The 487-nt window shown below is 70.8% G+C and carries 1 protein-coding gene; it reads left to right on the top strand.

Features of this window, described 5'->3' with window-relative positions:
* The coding region (locus CS062_RS25310) for an acyl-CoA dehydrogenase family protein (protein WP_199174378.1) at nt 1-487 on the top strand (487 nt) is incomplete at both ends.

The raw sequence follows: 487 nt of genomic DNA, 5'->3' as shown, positions 1-487 counted from the left end.
GGTCGAGGCGATGGTGATCGCCGAGGCGCTGGGCCACGCGCTGGTCATCGAACCCTTCGTCGACACCGTCGTCGTCGCGGGCGGCCTGCTGCAGCGCGCGGGCGGTGATGCCGCGCAGAACGTGCTGGAGGACCTCGTCGGTGGAGCGGCCGTCGTTGCGGTGGCCGCGACCGAACCGACGTCCGGGGACAACTGGTACAGCGTCGAGACCACGGCGCGCCGCGACGGTGACGAGTGGGTGCTCGACGGCTCGAAGATCGTCGTGGTCAACGCGCTGTTCGCGACGCATCTGCTGGTGACCGCGCGGACCTCCGGCGACACGACCGACAAGGACGGGATATCCCTGTTCCTCGTCGAGACCGCCTCGGCGGGAAGCGGATTCACCGCGCACCACTACCGCACGGTCGACGACCGCAGGGCCTCGGATCTGGAGTTCGACGGGCTGCGACTGCCCGCGTCGGCGTTGCTGGGGCCCGAGGGGCAGGCC

Source organism: Roseateles chitinivorans (assembly GCF_002761755.1).
Lineage (GTDB): Bacteria > Pseudomonadota > Gammaproteobacteria > Burkholderiales > Burkholderiaceae_C > Roseateles > Roseateles chitinivorans.
The sequence above is the reverse complement of the archived record's forward strand: the minus strand, read 5'-3'. Positions and strand labels throughout refer to the sequence as shown.